Origin of the sequence: Paraburkholderia fungorum (assembly GCF_046027215.1) — a bacterium.
GTDB lineage: Bacteria > Pseudomonadota > Gammaproteobacteria > Burkholderiales > Burkholderiaceae > Paraburkholderia > Paraburkholderia fungorum_D.
In genome coordinates this window covers 3,569,230-3,587,954 of record NZ_JAQQEN010000001.1, presented here as the reverse complement: position 1 = coordinate 3,587,954, position 18,725 = coordinate 3,569,230, and the positions used below count along the sequence as shown (strand labels likewise).

General features: G+C 55.9%; 17 protein-coding genes, 1 pseudogene and 1 other annotated feature. Of the genes and pseudogenes, 11 read left to right on the top strand and 7 right to left on the bottom strand.

Going from position 1 to position 18,725, the window contains the following annotated elements:
• Nucleotides 1-4 precede the first annotated feature (4 nt).
• Nucleotides 5-493 carry a DMT family transporter gene (locus PQR27_RS15970; RefSeq protein ID WP_459251657.1) on the bottom strand — a complete coding sequence of 163 codons (489 nt, stop codon included), beginning with the start codon at nt 491-493 and terminating at the stop codon, nt 5-7.
• Nucleotides 494-520: 27 nt separating this feature from the next.
• Here PQR27_RS15970 and PQR27_RS15965 point away from each other — a divergent pair, with 27 nt between their 5' ends.
• Genes PQR27_RS15965 through arsN2 form a run of 7 tightly spaced genes read left to right on the top strand, consistent with a single transcriptional unit; the run spans nt 521 to nt 5,343 of the window.
• Nucleotides 521-853 carry an ArsR/SmtB family transcription factor gene (locus PQR27_RS15965; protein WP_408524557.1) on the top strand — a complete coding sequence of 111 codons (333 nt, stop codon included), beginning with the start codon at nt 521-523 and terminating at the stop codon, nt 851-853.
• Nucleotides 850-1,359, top strand: a complete 510-nt coding sequence (locus tag PQR27_RS15960; RefSeq protein WP_408524556.1) for an ArsI/CadI family heavy metal resistance metalloenzyme — start codon at nt 850-852, stop codon at nt 1,357-1,359. The genes PQR27_RS15965 and PQR27_RS15960 overlap by 4 nt, the downstream gene beginning before the upstream one ends.
• Complete coding sequence (gene arsB, locus PQR27_RS15955; protein WP_408524555.1) at nt 1,346-2,416, top strand: ACR3 family arsenite efflux transporter; 1,071 nt, start codon at nt 1,346-1,348, stop codon at nt 2,414-2,416. Before PQR27_RS15960 ends, arsB begins: the two co-directional genes overlap by 14 nt.
• A 12-nt stretch (nt 2,417-2,428) precedes the next feature.
• Nucleotides 2,429-2,851, top strand: coding sequence for an arsenate reductase (glutaredoxin) (arsC, locus tag PQR27_RS15950; protein ID WP_408524554.1), 423 nt, complete (start codon nt 2,429-2,431; stop codon nt 2,849-2,851).
• Complete coding sequence (arsH, locus tag PQR27_RS15945; RefSeq protein WP_408524553.1) at nt 2,851-3,615, top strand: arsenical resistance protein ArsH; 765 nt, start codon at nt 2,851-2,853, stop codon at nt 3,613-3,615. Before arsC ends, arsH begins: the two co-directional genes overlap by 1 nt.
• Nucleotides 3,566-4,858, top strand: a complete 1,293-nt coding sequence (locus tag PQR27_RS15940) for an MFS transporter (protein ID WP_408524552.1) — start codon at nt 3,566-3,568, stop codon at nt 4,856-4,858. Before arsH ends, PQR27_RS15940 begins: the two co-directional genes overlap by 50 nt.
• A 2-nt stretch (nt 4,859-4,860) precedes the next feature.
• Nucleotides 4,861-5,343 (top strand): arsenic resistance N-acetyltransferase ArsN2, encoded by a 483-nt coding sequence (gene arsN2, locus PQR27_RS15935; RefSeq protein ID WP_408524551.1) that lies wholly within the window; start codon nt 4,861-4,863, stop codon nt 5,341-5,343.
• Here arsN2 and PQR27_RS15930 read toward each other — a convergent pair.
• Entirely contained in the window at nt 5,340-5,558 is a 219-nt protein-coding gene (locus PQR27_RS15930) for a hypothetical protein (RefSeq protein ID WP_408524550.1), read from the bottom strand. The genes arsN2 and PQR27_RS15930 overlap by 4 nt on opposite strands.
• A 451-nt stretch (nt 5,559-6,009) precedes the next feature.
• On the opposite strand from PQR27_RS15930, the gene PQR27_RS15925 reads away from it, so the two are divergent.
• Nucleotides 6,010-7,767 carry a retron Ec67 family RNA-directed DNA polymerase/endonuclease gene (locus tag PQR27_RS15925; RefSeq protein ID WP_408524549.1) on the top strand — a complete coding sequence of 586 codons (1,758 nt, stop codon included), beginning with the start codon at nt 6,010-6,012 and terminating at the stop codon, nt 7,765-7,767.
• Nucleotides 7,768-8,233: 466 nt separating this feature from the next.
• Here the strand turns inward: PQR27_RS15925 and PQR27_RS15920 are convergent, their stop codons facing one another.
• The 3 genes from PQR27_RS15920 to PQR27_RS15910 all read right to left on the bottom strand — a co-directional run bounded on the left by PQR27_RS15920 (nt 8,234) and on the right by PQR27_RS15910 (nt 11,705).
• Nucleotides 8,234-8,683: a hypothetical protein gene (locus tag PQR27_RS15920; protein ID WP_408524548.1), complete on the bottom strand. Its 450-nt coding sequence runs from the start codon at nt 8,681-8,683 to the stop codon at nt 8,234-8,236.
• 2 nt (nt 8,684-8,685) lie between these two features.
• A complete protein-coding gene (locus PQR27_RS15915) occupies nt 8,686-9,501 on the bottom strand; it encodes a hypothetical protein (RefSeq protein ID WP_408524547.1) in 816 nt (271 codons plus the stop codon).
• A 653-nt stretch (nt 9,502-10,154) separates the two neighbouring features.
• Nucleotides 10,155-11,705 carry a hypothetical protein gene (locus PQR27_RS15910; RefSeq protein ID WP_408524546.1) on the bottom strand — a complete coding sequence of 517 codons (1,551 nt, stop codon included), beginning with the start codon at nt 11,703-11,705 and terminating at the stop codon, nt 10,155-10,157.
• 263 nt (nt 11,706-11,968) lie between these two features.
• Between PQR27_RS15910 and PQR27_RS15905 the strand changes: the two genes are divergently transcribed.
• A complete protein-coding gene (locus tag PQR27_RS15905; RefSeq protein WP_408524545.1) occupies nt 11,969-13,552 on the top strand; it encodes a hypothetical protein in 1,584 nt (527 codons plus the stop codon).
• A 34-nt stretch (nt 13,553-13,586) separates the two neighbouring features.
• On the opposite strand, the pseudogene PQR27_RS15900 reads toward PQR27_RS15905, so the two are convergent.
• Nucleotides 13,587-14,486, bottom strand: a pseudogene (locus PQR27_RS15900) (OB-fold nucleic acid binding domain-containing protein); the annotation flags it as partial.
• Between the two features lie 396 nt (nt 14,487-14,882).
• Between PQR27_RS15900 and PQR27_RS15895 the strand changes: the two are divergent.
• Together PQR27_RS15895 and PQR27_RS15890 are read left to right on the top strand one after the other, a co-directional pair.
• The gene (locus PQR27_RS15895) at nt 14,883-15,491 is read left to right on the top strand and encodes a hypothetical protein (protein WP_408524544.1); all 609 of its coding nucleotides are present in this window, start codon (nt 14,883-14,885) and stop codon (nt 15,489-15,491) included.
• Between the two features lie 461 nt (nt 15,492-15,952).
• Nucleotides 15,953-17,395: an SAVED domain-containing protein gene (locus PQR27_RS15890; protein WP_408524543.1), complete on the top strand. Its 1,443-nt coding sequence runs from the start codon at nt 15,953-15,955 to the stop codon at nt 17,393-17,395.
• Nucleotides 17,396-17,450: 55 nt separating this feature from the next.
• Here the strand turns inward: PQR27_RS15890 and PQR27_RS15885 are convergent.
• Nucleotides 17,451-18,685, bottom strand: a protein-coding gene (locus tag PQR27_RS15885; protein WP_408242455.1) for an IS3 family transposase whose coding sequence is annotated in 2 segments (ribosomal slippage) — nt 17,451-18,397 and nt 18,397-18,685 — 1,236 coding nt in all. Because the reading frame shifts where the segments join, the coding sequence is not laid out codon by codon here.
• Nucleotides 18,291-18,407 (bottom strand) — a sequence feature (AL1L pseudoknot). (Overlaps the previous gene by 117 nt.)
• Nucleotides 18,686-18,725: the final 40 nt, after the last annotated feature.

Here is an 18,725-nt window from a genome sequence, read left to right as displayed (position 1 = left end):
CGCGTCAATGGATATGGCGGTGGTGAATATCAGGGAAATGCGCGTGCGTATGGGTAATAGGCGCGTGCTGATGCGGGTGTGTATGAGGTTCCTTCCCGTCCCACTCAAAATCGTGCGTGTATTGATGGTGCTCGTCGTGCCGGTGTCGATGGTTATGGTCCAGAACATCGTGAGTGCGGGGATGCTCATGCCGCTCACGGATATGAAGCCATATTCCTAAAGCCATGAGCACCGCAGCAATCCAGAACGACAGTGATGGCACCTCGGGCCAAAGGATTAGCGACAAGGCGACGCCGAATACCGGGGCGACAGAAAAATACGCGCCGGTTCGGGCGGTTCCGAGATTTCGCACGGCGACAACAAAGAGAACCAGGCTGACGCCGTAGCCAGCGAAGCCCATGACCATTGCAGTCGCTACCCTTACCGACCGGCACGCGTGACTACTCTCTTGAGGTCGCAGCTTTTCTCTACGTTTCGATAATACTTGAAATATGAAAATGATGCGACTATGATGTTTCTCATGGATACGAACCTCGTTGTACGCGCGCTAAGCGCCTTGGCTCATGAATCGCGGCTTGCGATTTTCCGTTCTCTTGTCGTGGCTGGTCCGGATGGACTTCCGGCCGGCGAAATCGCGCAGAAATTGGGGCTCTCGCCGTCCAGCCTGTCCTTCCACCTGAAGGACCTTTCGCACGCGGAGTTGGTTGCTGCCCGCCAAGATGGTCGTTTTATCTTTTACTCGGCCAATTTCGAGTCAATGAACGGGCTCATCGGCTTTCTTACTGAGAACTGCTGTGCTGGCGCTGACTGCTCAGTGCCGCCATCGCCGCAATGCTGTGGAGACAAACCATGAAGCGTATGCACATCCACGTTGCCGTTGAGAGCCTCGAAAAAAGCATTTCGTTCTACACCGCTATGTTCGGCGGAGCTGCACCAAACGTTCGAAAAGACGACTACTGCAAATGGGAACTAAGCGACCCAAAGGTCAACTTTGCTATCTCGCAGCGAGGAGCGAAGTTTGGCGTCGACCACCTCGGCATCCAGGTCGAGACCGACGAAGAACTTGTCGAGATGCGCGGCTCGTTCGCAAAGGCAGAATTGCCAGCATCCGACCAGGCTGCCACAACATGCTGCTACGCGAAGTCGGACAAGTCGTGGACCGTCGACCCGCAAGGCGTTGCCTGGGAAACGTTTCGCACGCTGGAAGCTGCGCCCACATATGGTCAGTCGCGAGATGACCCTGAACCTGCCGCGCAGGCTGCCTGTTGTGGCCCAGCAGGCTCAGCTGAGATGGATTCCGAAGCATGCGTGAGCGCGGTTGGCGACGGGCTGCCAAGGGAAGCAAATGAGCAGCGCTGAAAACGTTACGGCGGCCAGTCGACCTGCCGCTATTGGCTTCTTCGAACGCTACCTTACTGTGTGGGTAGCGTTGTGTATCGTCGGCGGCATAGTGCTCGGTCAGTGGTTGCCGACCGTGTTCGAATCCATGGGCCGCATGGAAGTTGCGCACGTCAACATTCCAGTTGGTGTGCTCATCTGGGTGATGATTATCCCGATGCTGGTCAAGATTGACTTCGGAGCGATGGCGCAGGTTAAAGGACACTGGCGCGGAATCGGAGTAACGCTGTTCGTGAACTGGCTTGTGAAGCCGTTTTCCATGGCACTGCTTGGTTGGATATTCGTGCGGCACGTGTTTGCGCCGTACCTACCGGCAGCGCAACTCGACAGCTACGTTGCCGGCCTGATTTTGCTGGCAGCCGCGCCGTGCACCGCAATGGTTTTCGTTTGGTCGCAGCTTTGCAAGGGTGACCCGTACTTCACGCTGTCTCAGGTCGCGCTTAACGACGCCATCATGATTGTCGCGTTCGCGCCAATCGTCGCGCTCTTGCTTGGTTTATCCGCTATCACCGTGCCTTGGGACACGCTGATTACGTCGGTCGGCCTGTACATCATCATTCCGGTCATCATTGCGCAGCTGATGCGCCGAGTATTGCTTGCCCGGGGTGAGGCTCACTTTCAGCGTGTCGTATCTGCGCTCGGCCCGTATTCAATCTGCGCTTTGCTTGGCACCTTGGTTTTGCTCTTCGCCTTTCAGGGACAGTCCATTGTCAAAGAACCGCTTGTTATCGTGATGCTCGCGGTGCCCATCCTAATCCAGGTATTTCTGAATTCTGGTCTGGCATACGTCCTGAATCGCCGGCTCGGCGTCGCTCACTGCGTGGCTGGTCCGTCGAGCCTGATTGGCGCAAGCAATTTCTTCGAACTGGCTGTCGCGACTGCCATTAGCCTGTTCGGATTCCAGTCTGGTGCCGCGCTGGCAACAGCCGTTGGCGTGCTGATTGAAGTACCAGTGATGCTGCTCGTAGTGGGCATCGTCAACCGGTCCCAGGACTGGTATGAAGCGCGCACAAACTGAGGAGGCAAAAAAATGAGCGTCACTATCTATCACAACCCTGCATGCGGCACGTCGCGCAATACGCTGGCGATGATTCGAAATGCCGGCGTTGAGCCGGAAGTCATCGAGTATCTCGAACATCCTCCGACCCGCGAACAGCTCCAGAGCTTGATTTCGTCGGCCGGATTGACGGTTCGTGAAGCCATTCGTGAGAAGGGTACGCCCTACGCAGAGCTTGGTCTGTCAGACGTAGCACTGACAGACGGCCAGTTGCTGGACGCGATGCTCGCGCACCCGATTCTAATCAATCGGCCCTTTGTGGTCACGCCACTCGGCGTTCGGATGTGCAGGCCATCCGAAGTGGTTCTCAACATTCTTCCGAGTCCGCAACAGGGCGAATTCACGAAGGAAGACGGCGAACGCGTGGCTAACGCCGACGGCCGAAGGATTCGCTGATGTCATCGAACATTCGTAACGTCACCCTGCCATTGCTAGACCCGCCGGACACAGAGAAGCTGGAGCCGCGTGCCGTCTCAACCCACGCACCTAGAATCCTGCTGCTGTATGGCTCACTGCGACCGACTTCTTACAGCCGCCTGCTGACGCTGGAGGCTGAGCGAATTCTGCAGCACCTTGGTGCTGAGACGAAAGTCTTCGACCCACGCGTCCTCCCTATCGCGGATAGTGTCCCAGCTGACCATCCGAAGGTTGTCGAGCTTCGGAAGCTGTCGGAGTGGTCCGAAGGTCAGGTGTGGTGCAGCCCCGAGCGCCACGGGACGTTGACGGCTGTATTCAAGAACCAGATTGACTGGCTGCCATTGGAAATCGGCGGCATCCGTCCGACCCAAGGCCGCACGCTCGCGGTGATGCAGGTTTGCGGCGGCTCACAATCTTTCAACGCTGTCAACGCGCTGCGCCTCCTTGGCCGGTGGATGCGTATGGTGACCATCCCGAATCAGTCGTCGGTAGCGAAGGCATATCAGGAATTTGAAGCAGATGGGCGCATGAAGCCATCGTCCTACTACGACCGCGTCGTCGACGTTATGGAGGAACTGTACAAGTTCACGTTACTCGTACGGGACCGCTCTGACTACCTGACGGACCGATACAGCGAGCGAAAAGAAAGGGCACCCGCTTTAGCGGCCGCTCTGACCAGCGCGGCAATGACCCATGAGCACGATGCAGACACCGCAGACAGCGACGACGGCGAAGTCGAATAAGCCGGCAGACACGTCGGCGACGCTCACCACTTGGGCATTGGCGCTCGCGCAGCTCGTGTCGTGGGGCTCCGTCTACTACTCATTCTCCTTGCTTGTCGTGCCCATGGAGCAGACCATGGGCTGGAGCCGGACGGCGATGAACGCCGCGCTCTCGGTAGGGTTACTGGTTTCAGGGTTCGCTGCCTATCCCATCGGGCGCTGGATTGACCATGGATTGGGGCGTCGCATCATGGCCATCGGGTCGTTCATCGCCGCGGCCATGCTATTGCTCTGGGCAGGCGCGCATTCGCTGATGGTCCTCTTCGTTGTATGGATAGGCCTCGGGATTTCGATGGCTGCCACCTTCTATGACCCTGTCTTCGCAGTTGTAACGCACCGTTATCCACGAAGCTTCCGTAACAAAATCACGCTGATTACGTTGGTAGCCGGGTTCGCCAGCACGGTCTTTATTCCGTTGACCCAATTCCTGGTTGGCTCGGCCGGTTGGCGCACGTCGCTTGTTGTCCTGGCCGCACTGAACCTCCTCGTCTGCCTTCCTATTCACTTGCTGGCAATCCGTTCGTCGAAGGCTGACGCGGGATTACGGCCGACCAGTGGCGAGGTCAAACTGGCGAACGATGCAGCTACGCGCCGCGCGCTTCGTTCGCCAACTTTCTGGGCGCTCGCCGTCTGCTTCACCGCCTACTACGCGACGTTTGCGGCGCTCACATTTCATCTGGTGCCGCTCATGGTCGAGCGCGGCGTGTCAAACGCTGTGCTGGTAGCGACCATGGCGCTCATCGGTCCGGCTCAGGTAGCCGCACGGGCCGTCTGGTTCGCCTTCGGTCGAACGGCGCATGTTAGTACTGTCGGTATCATCATCGTGACGCTTTTCCCGCTCTCGACCATAGTCTTGATAAGTGCTGGTCACTCGGCAACGTTGCTATGGCTATTCGCGCTCTGCTACGGCGCTGCGAATGGCATGATGACAATTCTCCGCGGCACCATCGTTCAAGACCTGATGTGGACCGAAGGCTACGGCGCAGTTAGCGGCATGCTTTCGTTCCCGTCGAACGTCGCCAAGGGAATTGCGCCGATTGCCGCGGCCAGTATCTGGAGCTTCACTCGCGGCTACGTAGCTGTTGAGTGGACCGTGCTTCTTGTTTCGATACTGTCAGCAATCGCGTTCTTTGTGGCAGTTCGCCTCAGCCGTCACGGCAACAAGAGCTACCTGATGTCGCTTCCAAATCGCGAAAGACAATGACTATGAAGATACGTCCCGCGCGAAGCGACGACCTCGATGCCATTGCGGCTTTGCTCGCAGAGAATGAGTTGCCCACTTCCGACGCAACACGCGACCTGTTGCGCGATTTCGTCGTCGCAGAAGACGCCCACGGGTCAGTGGTTGGCAGCGTTGGCCTAGAGAGGTTTGGACCTGACGCGCTGCTGCGGTCGCTGGCGGTTGCGGGGCGTGAGCGCAAGGCTGGACTGGGAAGCACTCTGCTCGCACATGCGGAAGACATGGCGCTCGCCACCGGCATATTGGAGTTATGGCTGCTCACGACGACGGCGGCTGAATTTTTTCGGCGGGCTGGCTATGCACTCGACGCCCGCCCCAGTGCGCCAACGGGAATTCGGACCAGCACGCAGTTCGCGCAGCTTTGTCCAAGTACTGCGGTCTGCATGAGAAAGCGGCTGTATCCACCAGCACCTGGTACCCCCGCCGTAGACAAGACGGCGAAGCGCTAGCCGTGGTTATCGACCCACGCGCGACACCAAGAAAGGCCGGCCGATTCTGCCTCTTCGTCAGTGTTGAACACGCCAAGCACTCCAGACGCCACTACAACCTTCGAGTCGCGCATGATTGTGCCGCTTCCGGAGAATCGTTCCTGGCGCACGACGTCTTCCTGCTGCAGGATGGCATGGCCCCACAACATGTATCCGCGGTATTGGTCAGTTTGCATCGGTCTACCTTTGAGGCCCTGTATCGCTTCTATTGTTGCCCGGCTCAACTGGGCCGACCCGACACGTGCCTACTGCTGACTCGCGCGGTGTCGACACCGCCCATCTTCAACGTAGCGTAAATCATCCGCAGCTCCTGACCGAAATCAAGGGCCCATTCCTCGCCGTCGCTACGTACGGTCATGCCGTCGTGCGTAGAAATCAGCTTACGGTCCTTGCGCAAGGCATTGACTAGCTCTAATTCCCGTCCGCCTTGCTCATTTTTATTCGACGCTGACTTTCGCTTGGGCCTGGAACATGATATGTTTCTCGGCGTCTGCGGATAGATTTATTATCGCGCTTCGCGATAAATGGAAGTAATGCGCAGAGGCGCTGCCCTCGCATTTCGTAGCGACCGTTTCGCGGATGATACGTTGCCAAAGAGTGTCCGCAGACACTCATCTCTTATGCCGAATGACAAAGCCTACTCATATCGCGCAGCTGCGCTCACAGAAGTCGCTTCACGGACTTGCAAGGTTGTTGGGATATGAGCCAAAAGGCCTTGCATATGTTGTGTACGGAATAGCCGACGGGTCTAAGTACATAGATTTTCCGATTGCTAAACGAAGCGGTGGAACTCGGACTATTAGCGCGCCGGTCAAGGAGTTGAAACTTCTCCAGGCCCGCGTTTCTGAGTTGCTGGCCAACTGTGCCGAGGAAATTGAGACCGAGCGGGGGAAAAGGAATAAATTTTCCCATGGTTTTCGGAAAAATCATTCAATCTTGACAAACGCCACAGTGCACCGTGGGAAGAGATACGTATTCAACGTCGACCTGAGTAATTTTTTTGGTACGATTCATTTCGGTCGAATCATAGGTTTTTTTGCGAAAAATCGATACTTCACGCTGGACCCGGTTATCGCGAGGATATTGGCGCAGATAGCTTGTCACAACAAGGTTTTGCCGCAAGGCAGCCCTTGTTCACCCGCAATTTCTAATCTTGTCGCTCATATTCTTGATGTGCGGATGGCGGAATTGGCCGCGCGCCACGATTGTTACTACTCGCGATATGCGGATGACCTAACATTTTCGACAAACCGAAAGGAGTTTCCGACGTCGATTGCTTCGCGAATCGGCGACTCTAACGAATGGGCTCCAGGAAAATCACTCTTGAAAATCGTGAAGGACTCTCGTTTCGAGTTGAATCATAGTAAAACGAGAATGCAATTTCACAGGTTCCGACAGGACGTGACCGGAGTAATCGTTAACAGGAAGCTGAACGTCCCGAGCGAGTATGTAAGAAGCATTCGGGCAATGGTGAATACATTCGTCAAGACGGAAAAGTTTCGGGTGAAGAAGTTGTACCGAAATGATACCGGTGCTTGGGAATACAAAGAGGAAGCTGGAACAAAAGAGCAGCTCCGCGGGATGCTGAGTTACATCGATAGTGTGCGTGTCTTTCCGCAAAAGAAGCTCGCGATGGAAAAGAAGGATAAGCGAGAACAACGCATTCCCCGGGTAGACCTGAAGGATATGGACGGAGCTTCTCGCACATATCGCCGGTATTTGCAATACACGCAATTCTTTAATCCAGAGCTCCCTTTCGTTATCTGCGAAGGCAAGACGGACAATGTCTATATCAAATGCGCGCTCCGACAACTCGCAGATTCGTATCCGCAGCTCGTTTCAAAGACAGCGTCAGGGAAAAAGCTCCTGCTCAATTTCTTTAACTACACGAAGGTGGCAGACAGGACTCTGCACCTGGGGGGCGGGACCGGAGATTTCCGAAGTTTTATCGGAACGTATGGTAGCGAATTCAAAGGGTTTGTCAGCGCATCGAAGCGAAATCCAGTAATCCTGTTGATTGATAACGATGACGGGACGAAGCCTATATTTTCCTCCGTGAAGGAAGCGACTAAAAGCAAAAGTTCTATCGACGGCAGTGAGATGTTTTATCATATCGCCGACAATTTCTACGTTGTAGCGATTCCCCGCCTAGGCGGAAAGTCGACGACTATCGAGGACTTCTTTGAGCCAGCAGTTTTGCAGACGAAACTTGGCACCAAAGTTTTTAGTGGAAAGGATGGTTTCGACCCCGCGACACAATATGGTAAGCATTATTTCGCGGAATATATCGTTAAGAAAGGTCAGGCCGGCATAAATTTCAAGGGATTTCATCCCATCTTGGAACGCTTGGTCGCAGTGCTGACGGCACATGCTGCCAAACCGTAGGCAACGCGCTCGCACAAGAGTTTCGAGACCGTCGCCAGGATAGTAGACGCAACTAATTCGATTACATCAAACTGCGACCTATTAGGCATGGCTATGAGGCTCACTAGCCTCGCATTTCAAGACGGCAGGTGCGGACCCAGAAGTCACAGCGGTTGGTGGACGCTGGATAATGGGGAGCGTCGGCAGATGAGCCGCCGCAATCGGACTCGACCAAATTTATGGACGGCCCGCACGATTTGAATTGCACTGACCACGAGCGGAGTCGATTTGGCAAAGTGTGGCTATGGGAGGTACGGTCGCCTGAGGGCGCACCACGCCGGCGAATCCCTCTTCATGCCTTTGTGCGGCATGTCTTCAGGTTTCTCGACCGGGCGGTGGTTTTCCATCCGAATGAACGGCTTGTAGTAGCGGCACGCCAAAGGTGCACCCGACTAGGATGCGAACTGACCCGCAGTATGTTGCCCTGTCATCCGCCAGAATAACCGGATTGCAGTGTCCACTGCGGGACTTCCTTTCGAGCCCATGCGAGGACTTTCGTCCGCCAGGCTTCTACAGTCTTGACGTCGTCCAAGACGAAAAACGAGTCCGGCCTTTCGAAATTGCGACGCACTATTCCATTTGTGACCAGAAGAAATCCAATTCCACGTTCCGCATTCGCGTCACGTAGCGACTCAAAGCGTGCAAATTGTGTAAGGACAGTTGAGTCAGGGAGTGTGGGCGAAGATGTGTATTTGAATTCGAAAATGTAAATTTTGCCACCAGACCATTCGGGCTCGAAAACATAGTCGAGCTCCCACACTGACGCAGCACCGCCAATGCGTTTATTGCGGCTGGTGACCGCGTTTTTTCCTACGGTCTTTTCTGCCGCGTCGATGAGGACGTTTTCGAACTGGAGCGGGTTAGAGAAGGATTGCATGTTTAGTCGGCGAATTGAGCAACGCCCCACGAATAGGGTGATGTCGCGAACACGTGTTGAAGGTAGAGTATGAAAAGTGTCGCCGAAACTATCGCGACCGCACCGGCGGCGTAAAAAGCAATCATTGTTGCTAGCCCGGACTTCAGTAGCGCAGCCTTGACCATCGCCAATGTAACAGGAGCCGCTACACCTATCGTCGTCGATTTGCCTCTCGTGAGAATATAGTCCTTGAACGAAAGGCGTTGCCGAATTGCTATTCCTGTGTTCAGGCCAGCAAGTACGGCTTCTCCGGCCAAAGCTGGCTTTCCGCGGTAGAAGCGCCACCAATGCTTTGCCTTATTTGATAGATGCTTCAGCCAGTTGTTGGTGTCTGCCAACAACTCAAGGTGCGTATGCTTGCCGGGCAAATTCACAAACCCGAAATGCAAGTGAACGTCCCACTCGCTGTTCCATGTTGCGGTAACCCATCGCTTAGTTCCGCGATACCACACCGTGGGTTCGGTAAGGGTATAGCCGGCAACTATCAAATGGTTGTTCTGCGCGAATTGATTCCAGTCGCTCAGTTTCCCCTCCTGAACGTCCTTCGAGCCGACTATGACTTTCAGATACGCGTGCAAGCGGTCTTTATCCAGCGACCACCTTGTATCCCCGGTGATGGTAATCAGCAGGTATGGCGCCAAGGCTAAGACTGGACCACCGCCAGCGTTGAGTCCCGTTCGATTGGAAGCCTTATGGCCCCCAAGCCATGTGTTGCCCGGACTGAACGTCCCCGTTGCACCGGAGCTGGGTCCGATTTCAGCGACGTTGTCGTTCGTCATTCTTTCTTCTCATAGTCTAACTCTTGGTCTGTAAGGCAGAGTCTGCAGGCTATTGCGATTACGGCAACAAGATTGAAAACTTGAGCGCTTAACGTCGCCTGTGGAAGCTGCACGACGAACGGAACCCCGGTTCAACTAAGGCTTGAGATGTCGAGTATCTTCCGGCCTTCTTCAAAGCTGCGTCAATCACGGTCAATTCTTTGCCGAAATCAAGCGCTCATTCCTCGCCATCGCACCGCACGGTCATGCCGTCATGCAATGAGATGAGATAGCGCGCCTTATACAAAGCGTCGTGGACCTCGCATCATTCGACGCCATTCTGGACGACCGCCCCGGCCCAACTGCAGGCGTCGTCTCTCGGGGCGAGCGCACCAACCCCGTAACCCCTTGTTTCATCCTCTAGCGTGTGGGCATTCTCTCTGGCGTACATCTCTTGTTTTTGTGAATGCCCCTTGGTGAAGTTGAACCCCGCCTTATCCGAAGCGAGGCCTTCAGACACGTTCCCAGCATCATGAGATGCCCCTCGGAGCCAGCGTCGCCCGTCACCCGTTCGCCTCAGGGCGCTATACTCCCTCGAATTTCATGGGTCCCAATGGCAAGTTGCAGGGATATGAAGTCGACCTGGCCCACGAGCTCTGGCGTATGTTGTCGACTTAGAGGCTCATGGAGAGGACGCGGGAGATTGCCTTGCACATTTCCTCGACGCCCTTGTTGCTTTGCGTGAGAACAAACGACACGTCCTTGTTAGGTGCAACACACTTGAGTGTGATTTTTTTGTTCATGAGCCCGCTAATGTCAGCAGACTTAATATTCACCCATGGGACATCGAAGACATCGCCAAACGACATGCTGACATGTACACCGCGTCTCGAAACAGCGACACCGGCATCGCCGCTTCCAAATAGAGTTTCATCGAAGTAGAAAATGACTTCATCGCTACGCAAAGGATGCTGGTACTTCGCGACGAACTTTTCCAGCTTTTTCGCGGGAATTTGCGGGAAGACGTAAAACTTCTTATCTGAGTCGGAGACGAATCCCTTTGCTGCATCTTCCGCACGGAAGGCGTATTCCACACCGCTGGCGGCTTCCGGGACCGCTGTATTCGCCGAGACCGGTTCAGGCGAGACCTGATTGACTCGATTCGAGCTTGCCTGGGTGTTGGCTCCGCGTAGCTTGTATTCGAGCAACGTGTTGAGTTCGGAGAGTGCCGAATCGTTGTTCAATCCGAAAGCTGCGCTGCGAACGGTCAACTTCTCCGTAGAGGCGATAGCGCCCGATGAGCACTCGTTCCGCAAAATCTGTACCTTCTGTAGGCGCAGACTTACCAAGGAGAAGGCTTCGCAAATCCCTTGCAGCGCGTTATCGGGGTCACCGAACTTCTGCAGCCACACGTCGTAAGGACGCGGGTTGTAGGGATAGAACTCGATTGCCTTCACCAACGCCTTCTGGAGTTCAGCCCCATCGAGACCAATCTTCTCGATGTTGGCAATCATGTTCTCCGATTTCTCGCGCTTCTCACGGTTCTCAAAAATCTCAATGCGCACCCCGTTAGCCTGGGAGGCAAGCGCTATTTCGACGAGATGGACGTCAGCGGCGAGTTCGAAAAAGAGCGAGGCAACGCCACGTCGATACCGCTCGGAACGAACGTAATTTGTTCTGAAATCATCGAATTCGCTCTGCTGCAGAGCATTGGCGGCCGCATTAAATGCACTGTGGAGCAGCCCTGATGCCATATTGAGTGCCCCCGCTTTCGCCGCACCACTCAGCGCGCCACTTATACCAAAGCCGCCCCCACTCCACCGTGACCGACTGTCCTTGCGTGCATCCCGATATTCTTTCTCACCCTCAATCGCCGCGCGTCGTTCGAGATAGGTGCTGAAGAGCGCGTCATAGCTCTCCTCCATCCAAGTAGACGACGAAATCAGATGCTCAAACACCTGTTCCTGTGAATACTCGAAGACGGAGTGCTCCGTGCCGAGACGATAGATGCAGCTATCGAGCACAGGTGAGAGCCGGTTGTACAAGCTATCGAGAACGTTTTCAGAAAAGTTGTCGATGTCTTCAAATTCGCCAAAATGCTGCTCAACACTCTGCCGGATGTCCTCAGCCCCCTTGAGGTAAACCAAACGAATTTGTGAGTAAGCGAGGAATGCTTGATTCCCCTCGAAGTTGGGGTAGCTCGGACGAGTCGTCAGCGTCTGCATAGCGGATTGGTCTCAGATACGTGCTGATATGGACAATTCGCAGATAATTCTCTGCATTTTCAGTACAAACATTATCTACGTGAGGCTTGGAACTAGAAACGGCGGCTAATTGGATTGTTAACGACGCTATGACCCGAATCTTTAGAACTTTGTACGACCGGCCCCTTCAGGACTTAAGCAAATCAGCCGTCAATAAAAGAAGAAAACAACGAGGTGGAACAATGGGGATATTCGGGAACAAGCTCTCCTCGCTTGGCGGGGGCTTGAAGGATTCGTTCGCAGAAGCCAAGAGCAAGGTTGTCTCAGCAGTTGAGCGGGTGGAGATGCCCACGGCGGTGTTCAAACTAGCCGACAAGGTAGCGAACGGTGCGTCGGAGCTGTACATCAGTGGCAAAGAGCACACGTCCCGATTAACGGACATGGCGAGTGAGAAGCTGGCCCAAATTGACTACGATGCGCTTAAGCGTCGAGACACCTACGTTACCAAGTTCCACGAGTACAAGGACTTGGGCGCCGAGAAAGTCAGTGCATACTATCGGTCGACCTTTGAGGTCGACAAGACCACGTCTCAGATTATTTCTGACCTGCGAGGCCGTATGCCGGCGCGCGCCAAGGACGTGGATGAAATATTCGAGCGCATCAAGCGCGAGGCACTACAGCGTGCTATTTCGGCGTTTTGTCTTGCACCCATCATGCAGGAGCTCGACAACAAGCTCGGGGGGCGCTACGACAACCTATCGGTGACCTACCGCGATTACCGCGACTCTACGCGGCTCGACAACCACCCGAGCTACGCCGCCTTTCAGAACGAGCGCTCAGATTCACTGCCGCTGCAGGCTGTTGAGAATGGTTACAACAGCGGGGAAGTTCTGTACCCGGCCGACGCAGAAATCGACCACATCGTGTCCAAGAAGGAATACTACGAAGACATGCTGATTCGGTTGTCAACGAACGATGCAGAATTCGTGGACGTAATTAACGCCGAGGACAACCTAACGTTCGCCAACGGCTCGTTCAACGCGGGGAAGAGCAGCGGAGACCTGATGGCCTACATCGAGGCCAACGGCAGGCCCGACCCACTCGACCCAAACATCATCCACTTCGAGTACGACAAGGGTGGCGAGGTCACCATCAACAAGGCCGAGGCGCTTGAGAAGTATGAGAAGGCACAGGAACGTCTGCGGCAGGCCCGCGCTGACGCAGCGAAAGAGATTGGGTTGACGGTGGCCAGCGCCGGTGCGCGTATGGCGGCTCAACAGGTAGTCGGTCTTATCGTCGTCGAGACCATCGACATCTTTGTCGATGAAATCAAAGACATCGCGGTCAACGGCAAGTTCTTTGACGAGAACGGACTACTGGCCAACATCAACCTGCGACGCCAGAACATTTCCGATAAGCTAACGAAGCGCTTCGAGGAGCGTCAGATTTGGGCGCGCGCACGCGCAGCCGGTATCGAAGGTGGCGTGGCTGGCGCACTGGCGGCAATTCCACAGATTCTCATCTCGCTTATCGTCAAAATGCCAGCATTCATGTTGTCCATCATCCGTGAATGCACGCTGTCCGTAGTGCGCAGTGTGCGCGTGCTGATTAGCGAAGATGAAAACAAGTTTGACGGCATCAAGGTCGTGATGCTCGGCACCGCCTCGGCAGTCATGGGCGTGTACGTGGCGAACGTCATCTCGAAGGCCATCGCGCCGGTGCCGATGCTCAATGTATTCAACCGGCAGGTCACAGATGTGCTGAGCGGGGTGGTGGTAACGGCAGTGCCACTATCGGCTGTCTATGGTTTCGACAAATACAAGACCAAATTCGTATTTGCGGCGTTGAGCGGTAACAGTACAGCCTGAGTCGCCGGGTGCGAAGGATGTTTCAGTGGCCCGTTCAGCAGAAGTTGCGACTGGTGGCGGTCAAGCCACCGAGCAGGTGCGACATATCGACAAGTCGCTGGGCGACCAGGTGGCGGACCTCGCCCTCGCATTGCCACGTTCCGTATACCGCAAGCAGCGACGCGCCCAACGCTTCTTGCCGGAACTTCTCCTGCAGTGACGGCCAGATGATGACGTTCACGTTGCCCGTTTCATCCTCGATGGTCACAAACATCACGCCCTTCGCTGTTCCCGGTCGCTGACGTACCGTGACCAGCCCGCAACTGCGAGCGAGTCTGCCATTGCGGTAGGTCATTAGCGTCGCGGCCGGCACAAGACGTTGTTCCAGAAGCACCGGACGGAGCAGCGACAGCGGATGCCGGCCGAGCGTGAGGCTCATCCAGTTATAGTCGGCGACGATGTCTTCGCCTTCGGACGGCGCGCCGAGTATGGGTGTTTCATCATCCAAGCGGGCGTCGGCAAGGAGGTCGCGGTCGGGCACCGCGGCGACCGACGCCCAAAGCGCTTCGCGCCGATTGCCGGCGAGCGATGACAGCGAGTTCGCTGCCGCGAGCACCTGAAGGTCTTTCCGGTCGAGCTGCGCACGTTTGGCGAGGTCACTGACGCTAGCGAACTGCCTCACGGCTCTCGCGGCTTCAAAGTCCTTCGTGTAACCGCGCTCCGTCATGCCGTTGACGATGCGGTCGTAGTATTTGTCGAGGCCACCCTTACGCTTCCATGCGGCCATCGCGCGGCGCAGTTGGTCCGCTTCGCCCGGCGTAAAGCCGGCAGCCAGGATGGCAACCTGCATCACCTGCTCCTGGAAGATGGGCACGCCGAGCGTCCGGCCGAGCGCGACTTCCAGCGCCTCGCTCGGATATGTCATGGGTTCCAGTCCCTGAAGCCGCCGCAGGTATATCACTCGTAAATGCGTGTACGGCCTTCGTCTTAAATAGAAATGCGGGACGCGACGGGACACTCAATGTTCAACGGTCTGTGAATTGACTTCGCAAAGTCTGCCCCGTTGCCGCAAAAGTTTAGAAAGCCCCCTAAGCCGGGAGCTGCTTTCACCTACGGGAGACGACTCCTTCGTGCTAAGAGGGGCGCATGGAGCGATTGGCGTTAACGTTCATCGCACTTGAGCGGCTCTGTTTTCCGCAATGCCTCAGGCTGAAGTAGCGAATGAGCCATGCGGTATTGACCGCGTGTGGAGTTGGCGCTACCTGCGCGCTCGCCGCAACGAGGACGGTTCCGACGCCGCATAAGGTAAACATATCTGACATTAAATAACCTGCTCGCGACGGATTCGAAGATGATGATTTGTTTGGACTGTGTTACCCCTGAAGCTTTAAAACGGCTTGTCAACGAACACGGGCGCGCGAACACATGTCACTACTGCGGCACGACCAACACGGCGGTAACGGCAAGCCTCGTCTTCAACTACATTTTCGAGCGGGTCAAAGAGAACTTCGCCGGTGAAGATGACCTCTCGCAATTCGAGCATGGCATTCTCTATGAAGGTGGTGCCGATGACATTCCGCTCGGCGAAATCGAAGTCGTTCTAAGCGAATGGCTTGGCCTCGGAGACGATGATGTGCTCCCTCGAGAGGTCGCTGCGGTCGTCAGCATATCCGGCCGCGCGGTTGGGCCGGGACACATAAAAACGGTCGAATTCAGCGCGGTTAAACCCAACCGAGCGATTATCCGCACCGAGGCGCACCTGCTGCACTTCAGACAGCAGTTCAATGCTTTCTTGATAAAACTGACGCAGGCCGGCGTTCGCGTGCTTCATCTGCATTCAGCGACCCCGCTTAGCGCGAGCGTGGAGATTGGTAGAACGCTGCTGCCAAAGATTTTCGAAGAAGTGCACGCATGGGAGTGGAAAGCACCAGCTTGGCAGCCTGCAGTTCGCTTGAAGTAGAGGCCGTACTCGACATCCTATTTGTGCGTCATTAGTTCATTCACCCACCATGAAGAACGCCCAGCACGCCAAGCCGACCTCAAGGCCAGCTTTGATGACGAGTCTCAATCGATGCATAAAAATTCAAAATTCAATTGGTGCGTCACATTAAGCAAACGTTTGCGGATTGCTGTTCGAAGATTTCGAGAATTGATACGGTCTCGACCAGTCGAAACTGTTCGTAATATTCGTATGATGATGGCTTGAATAGGCTTCGGAGCGTGCATATGTAGTATTTGCCCGCTACCACAAACTCTCTGCCTATGACTGCTGCTGCGCCCGCACTTCTAGCTTCATCCGTTGCCGGCTCAACCTCGGCTGCACTCGCTGGGCTTGATGACAGCGCACTTTCCGAGTGGCTGAAACAACAAAGAACCGATAGGAGGGAGGTCGTTCTCGTCTACGCTGGAACTACTTGCAAGGTGTACGAGATTGCCAGTACTCGCGGTGTCCTACAGTCGGCGGACCCGGAAGGCAAGTCGAAGTCGGCTTTCAAGGCTCTGGCGAAGCAGGGGCGTCTCTACACCGTCGAGATTCCGTCCGCAGAAATGGCTGCGGTGACGACCGTGAACGTAGCGTGGGTCCCGCAAGCGATATCCGAGCAAGACATCGGCGACTTCGTTGAGCGACGCAAGGTGCACTTGGGACGCGTGGAAGGGCGCGGGGATGCAATCACCCAGGACACTGCTAATCAGGTGTGGGCTGATGCAGGTGGATGTTGTATGTTCCAGGGTTGCGGACATGATTTGAGCGTCGTGCCGCTGTACAACAGGGGTGCACGGATTGCCTATCTGGCACACATCATCGCCTCTGACCCGTGCGGTCCACGAGGAACCGACGAGGATTCCCACAGACTATCCAACGTAGCCGAAAACATTATGCTGATGTGCGATGCACATCACCGGTTGATTGACAGCTTTGCGCCCGACCGTTTCGACGCTGAACGATTGCGCGACATGCGGCGGTACCACACCGCGAAGGTCCGAAGCTACCGTGCCGCCATGCGACACCGCGTAGCGCACGTGGTCACCATTTTCGGTGACATCGGCGCTACGCCCACGCACTTCCCCGACAGCGAGTTTATGGAGGCACTCTTGTCCGAGGAGCTTTCCATGCACCCAGAAGTGAAACGGCATCTGGTTTATCAAAGCCGGGACGACCGGACGGCTCCTGGTTTCTGGGGAAACTATCTGCGGGAAATGCAGCTACAAATCGGGCTGATGGTGCAATCGCTCAGTCGACCCAGCCCGTCCTCGCCGGACGAACTCGCGGTGTTTCCGCTGCATCACTCGGCAACGCTCGTGCTCGCCGGTCGCATCGTTGGCGAAGCACGCCGGGTCAGGGTGTTTCAGCCTTCGCGCGGACGCAGGTCATGGTTGTGGAACCGAGATGTTGAGGCACATCCGGTAGGGACCTTCAAGATTACCGGGGACACGGACTCGCCGGCCGATGAAGTGCTTCTTACGGTCGAGCTGACTGCACATCTCGATGAGAGCGCCATACCGCAGAACCTTGCCGCGGCGGTCGCCATCGGTGCTATTCCACGGGTTCGACTCACGACTGACGCGCCGAATGGTGAGTGTCTCCAACGGAAAGAGGACCTCGACCAGGTCATGCGTGTTGCTCGAAGTACCATCAACGACATCCAAGACAAAATGCAGGCTCGACGTGTGCACCTGATTGTTGTCGCTCCGGCAAGCGCTGCGTTCACCATCGGGCAACTCCTGCAGGCAGGGCATCACACCGAGTTCACCCTGTATGACCGCGCGAACTGGGAGCAGCCGTTCCGAGAAGCTTTCACCATCAATGGCCACAGCGTCGTTCCGCCCGCTGGGTCTGACCAAACCCCTATAACGATTCGCTGAAGGAGACCTCGGGTGGCACTGTGAACCGCCCCGGGAATCGTGGAGGCTGGTTGGTTTAAGTTGATGCCGGCACAGCGATGGTATTGCTGAATTGCCGGTAGTAGTTTGCCTCAGCTTCAGCGGGCGGGATATAGCCGAGAGGTTCCATCAGCCGATGGTGGTTGAACCACGCGACCCATTCCAGCGTCGCCAGCTCGACAGACTCACGCGTTTTCCACGGCGCACGACGATGAATCAGTTCGGCCTTGTACAGGCCGTTGATCGTTTCAGCCAGCGCGTTATCGTAGCTGTCGCCTCGGCTGCCAACCGACGGCTCGATGCCTGCTTCGGTCAGCCGTTCGCTGTAGCGAATGCTGACGTATTGCGAACCTCTATCGGAGTGATGGATCAGTGTTCCGTCATTGTCCGGCCGTCGAGCGTACAGCGCCTGTTCAAGTGCATCCAGAACGAAGTCCGTGGTCATCGACGAGCTGACGCGCCAGCCGACAATGCGCCGAGCGAACACGTCGATCACAAATGCGACATAGAGCCAGCCCTGCCACGTCGAGACGTACGTGAAATCCGACACCCAGAGCTGGTTCGGCCGGTCAGCCTTGAACTGACGGTTGACCCGGTCGAGCGGGCGTGGAGCCGATACATCGGGGATAGTCGTGCGAACTCGCTTTCCACGCCTCACACCGCGCAAACCCTGTTGCTTCATCAGCCGCTCGACGCTGCAACGTGCCACCGCAATACCCTCCCGGTTCAACTGCTTCCAGACTTTATCCGCGCCGTAGACCTGCATGTTGGCCTGCCAGACTCGCTTGATTTCTGGACTCAGAAACTCATCGCGTTTCGCTCGGGCACAGCGCCGCGACGGATCGCGAAGCTGTGCGGCATGACGCCGATAGCCCGACGGGGCAATCCGCAAGACCTTGCAGATCGACTCGACCCCGAAGGTGTCGCGATGCTGGTCGATAAAGGCCTTCAGGACTTCAGGCGGCGGTCGAGTTCCGCCTGGGCGAAAAATGCGCTCGCCAGCTTCAGAATCTCATTGGCACGGCGCAGTTCCTTAACCTCACGCTCCAGTGCCTTGAGGCGTTCACGTTCCGACGTGGTGACACCCTCACGCTCACCGCTATCAACTTCTTCTCGCTTGACCCATCCCAGCAGCGTCTGGCTCGTACAGCCGATCTTGGGGGCGATGGATTCAATCGCTGCCCACTGTGAGGCATACTCGCCCCGATGCTCTTGCACCATGCGCACAGCACGTTCGCGGACTTCAGCAGAAAACTTGTTCGACTTGTTCATAGCTCCATTCTCTCAAGAGTTGGAGCCTCCACCAAATCCG